Annotated in this window: 3 protein-coding genes; all 3 read left to right on the forward strand. The window is 71.3% G+C overall.

The features are described from left to right. Positions 1 to 346: 346 nt before the first annotated feature. Genes metG through AC1DXK_RS30415 form a run of 3 tightly spaced genes read left to right on the forward strand, consistent with a single transcriptional unit; the run spans position 347 to position 3,573 of the window. Positions 347 to 1,924: a methionine--tRNA ligase gene (gene metG / locus AC1DXK_RS30405; RefSeq protein ID WP_477299664.1), complete on the forward strand. Its 1,578-nt coding sequence runs from the start codon at positions 347 to 349 to the stop codon at positions 1,922 to 1,924. 15 nt (positions 1,925 to 1,939) lie between these two features. Beyond that, positions 1,940 to 2,740 carry a TatD family hydrolase gene (locus tag AC1DXK_RS30410; protein ID WP_457108829.1) on the forward strand — a complete coding sequence of 267 codons (801 nt, stop codon included), beginning with the start codon at positions 1,940 to 1,942 and terminating at the stop codon, positions 2,738 to 2,740. A gap of 23 nt (positions 2,741 to 2,763) precedes the next feature. After that, a complete protein-coding gene (locus tag AC1DXK_RS30415) occupies positions 2,764 to 3,573 on the forward strand; it encodes an MBL fold metallo-hydrolase (protein ID WP_457108828.1) in 810 nt (269 codons plus the stop codon). Positions 3,574 to 3,811: the final 238 nt, after the last annotated feature.

Genomic DNA, 3,811 nt, shown 5'->3' on the forward strand with positions numbered 1-3,811 from the left:
GAGACAGACGGCACCGGCCGGGGGAGGCGCCCGGTCGATGCCGCGGGGCGCCGCGGGGATCGGATCCCGCGCGTATCATGGCCGACACAGGGTTCCCGCGGCGTCCCGCGTCCCTCGTCGCGTCACCTGGGCCACGACCCCGGCGCAACAGGCGCGCGGGGACGATTACGCATGTCCGGTGATCTGGAGGTTCCCGCGCGTTCCGGTCCGGCCGCGGTCGACGGGATGGCGCCGGTCCCGCAAGCCAGTCCCACAAGCCGCTCCCGCAAGCCGCGACGGTTGCGTCGCGGCTCCGGCCGCGCGACAACGCGGGCAGCTTCCCGCGCTCATCCGGAACACCACAGACGTGACGTCCAACGCCCCGGCGCATGCTCGAAAAACCTTCGGCCTCTCGACCGCGATCTCCTACCCCAACGGCGCGCCCCATATCGGCCACGCCTACGAGGTGATCGCCGCCGACGCCATCGCCCGCTTCCACCGGCTCGACGGCTACGACGTGCTGTTCTCCACCGGAACCGACGAGCACGGTCTGAAGATCCAGCAGGCCGCGACCCGGGCCGGCACGACGCCGCGCGCCTATGTCGACGGCACCGCCGCCCGGTTCCAGGCCATGGCCGACCGGATGGACTGCGCCTACGACCGCTTCATCCGCACCACCGAGCCCGGCCACTACGAGGCCGCGCAGGCGATCTGGCGGCGGATGGAGGCCAACGGCGACATCTACCTCGACAAATATGCCGGCTGGTACTCGGTGCGGGACGAGGCCTATTACGACGCGGCCGAGACCCGGCTCCTGGAGGATGGCAGCCGCCGCAGCCTCGCCACCGACACGCCGGTGGTGTGGATGGAGGAGGAGAATTTTCTGTTCCGCCTGTCCGCCTACCAGGACAGGCTGCTGAAGCTCTACGAGGAGCAGCCCGGCTTCATCGGGCCGGAGACCCGGAGGAACGAGGTGGCGAGCTTCGTGCGCTCCGGCCTCAAGGACCTCTCGGTCAGCCGCACCAACTTCGACTGGGGCGTGCCGGTACCCGGCCATCCGAACCACGTCATGTACGTGTGGGTCGACGCCCTGACCAACTACCTGACGGTGACCGGCTTCCCCGACGAGGCGGATTCCAGAAGGGCATTCTGGCCGATGGACCTGCACGTGATCGGCAAGGACATCGTCCGGTTCCACGCGGTCTACTGGCCGGCCTTCCTGATGTCGGCCGGGCTGCCCCTGCCCAAGCGCGTCTTCGGCCACGGATTCCTGCTCTCCAAGGGCGAGAAGATGTCGAAGTCGCTGGGCAACGTCCTCGACCCGTTCGAACTCGCCGATACCTACGGGGTCGACCCGGTGCGCTACTTCGTGCTGCGCGAGGTGCCGTTCGGCGGCGACGGCAGCTACAGCCACGAGGCGATCATCGGCCGGATCAACGCCGATCTCGCCAACGACCTCGGCAACCTCGCCCAGCGCTCGCTCTCGATGGTCGCCAAGAACTGCGACGGCGCGGTGCCGGATCCCGGCAGCCTGGACGACGCGGACCGAGCCCTGCTGGCCCAGGCCGACGCCCTGCCGGAGCGGGCGCGCACCCTGATGGGCGAGCTGGCGCTCCACACCGTCCTGGCCGAGATCTGGGCCGTGGTGGCCGAGGCCAACCGCTACTTCGCGGCCCAGGAGCCGTGGAAGCTGCGCAAGTCCGACCCGGCGCGGATGAACGCGGTGCTCTACACGACGCTGGAGGCGTTGCGCGCCTTCGCCATCCTGACCCAGCCCTTCGTGCCGGGGGCGGCGGCCAAGCTCCTCGACCTGCTGGCGGTGCCGGCCGACCGGCGCAGCCTCGCCGCCGTGGGGGAGGGGGGCCGGCTCGTGCCCGGCACGGCGCTCCCCGCCCCCGCGCCGATCTTCCCGCGCTTCGAGCGCCCTGACAATCCGGCCGCCTGACGGCCCCGAGACCCGATGCTCATCGACAGCCACTGCCATCTCGACTTCCCGGATTTCGCCGCCGACCTCCCGGGTGTGATCGCCCGCGCCAGGGATGCCGGCGTCACCGGCATGCTCACCATCGCCACCCGGGTCGCCAAGGCCGACACCTACCGGGCGATCGCGGCGGCCCATCCGGAGGTCTGGTACACGATCGGCACCCATCCCCACGGGGCCGCCGAGGAGCCGGACGTCGACGCCGGGACGATCGCGGACCTCGCCCGTGCCGACCCGCGCTGCGTCGGGATCGGCGAGGCCGGCCTCGACTATCACTACGCCGATGCCGCCCCCGAGGCCGTGCAGGAACGGGTGCTGCGCGCCCATATCGAGGCGGCGCGCCTCGCGGGCCTGCCGCTGGTGATCCACGCCCGCGACGCCGACGACCACATGGAGCGGGTGCTCGCCGACGAGATGGGCAAAGGGTCCTTCCGGGCGGTGCTGCACTGCTTCTCCTCCGGGAAGCGGCTGGCGGAGGCCGGGGTGGAGCTGGGGCTGTTCGTGTCGTTCTCGGGCATCGTCACCTTCCGCCGCTCGCACGACCTGCGCGACATCGCCCGAAGCGTGCCCCGCGACCGGATCCTGGTGGAGACCGACGCCCCGTTCCTCGCCCCCGAGCCCCATCGGGGGCGGACCAACGAGCCGGCCTACACGGCCGACACCGCCCGGTCGCTGGCCGAGACCCTGGGGCTGCCCGCCGAGGACTTCGCCCGGATCACGACGGCGAACTTTTTCGCGCTGTTCGACAAGGCCGCCGCAACGCCTCCGGGCGACGCGTGACGCGTTAGGAGCGGGAGATCCGGATGGCGAGCCTGACCCTGCGCATCCTCGGCTGCGGCTCCTCGGGCGGCGTGCCACGGGTCGGCAGCGGCTGGGGCGCCTGCGATCCGGAGGAGCCGCGCAACCGCCGGCGGCGCTGCTCGATCCTGGTCGAGCGCGCCTCCGGGGCAGGGCGGACCACCCTGCTGGTCGACACCGCGCCGGACCTGCGCGAGCAGCTCATCGACGCGGGCGTGCGGCACCTCGACGGGGTCGCCTACACCCACGCCCATGCCGACCACACCCACGGGATCGACGACCTGCGCCCCCTGGTCATCGCCATGCGGCAGCGCATCCCGGTCTACGCCGACGCCCTGACCCGGTCGCTGCTCACCACCCGGTTCGGCTACTGCTTCGAGACGCCCCCCGGGAGCGCCTATCCACCGATCCTCGATCTGCGCGACATCGACGTCGACCGCGACCTGGTCGTGGAGGGGGAGGGCGGCCCGATCACTGTGGAATCGCTTCCGGTGGAGCACGGGAACGAGGCGGCCCTGGGCTTCCGCTTCGGCCGGGCGGCCTACATGCCCGACGTCAGCCTGATCCCGGAGACGAGCCTGACCCGGCTGCACGGCCTTGAGCTGCTCGTCATCGACGCCCTGCGGGATACGCCGCACCCGACGCATTTCTCGGTCTCCGACGCCCTCGCGCTGATCCGCGAGGTCCGGCCGCGCCGGGCGGTGCTCACCAACCTCCATACCGATCTCGACTACGCCGCCCTGGCGGCGCGGCTGCCGCCAGCGGTCGTGCCTGCCTATGACGGCATGAGCCTGAGCCTGAGCCTCGAGGCCTGAGGCCAGACGGGCAGGGTGCGAATCGGGCGTCACACGCCTGTCGTCGCCGGAGTCCAAGAAAATCGGCTCCTCGGCGAACAAGCCTGTTGACGCGCCGAACCGGCCTGCGTATACCCCGGCTCATCGGCGCCGGCCGCGGGAGTGGACCGGGCGCTGAGCCATCTTCTGACAAGCGGCGGGATTGGCCGGCGGGATTGCCGGGCGGTTTTCTGTTTGCCTTTGATGAGCCCTGGGAGAC

This window comes from Methylobacterium sp. P3_A11 (assembly GCF_056403155.1).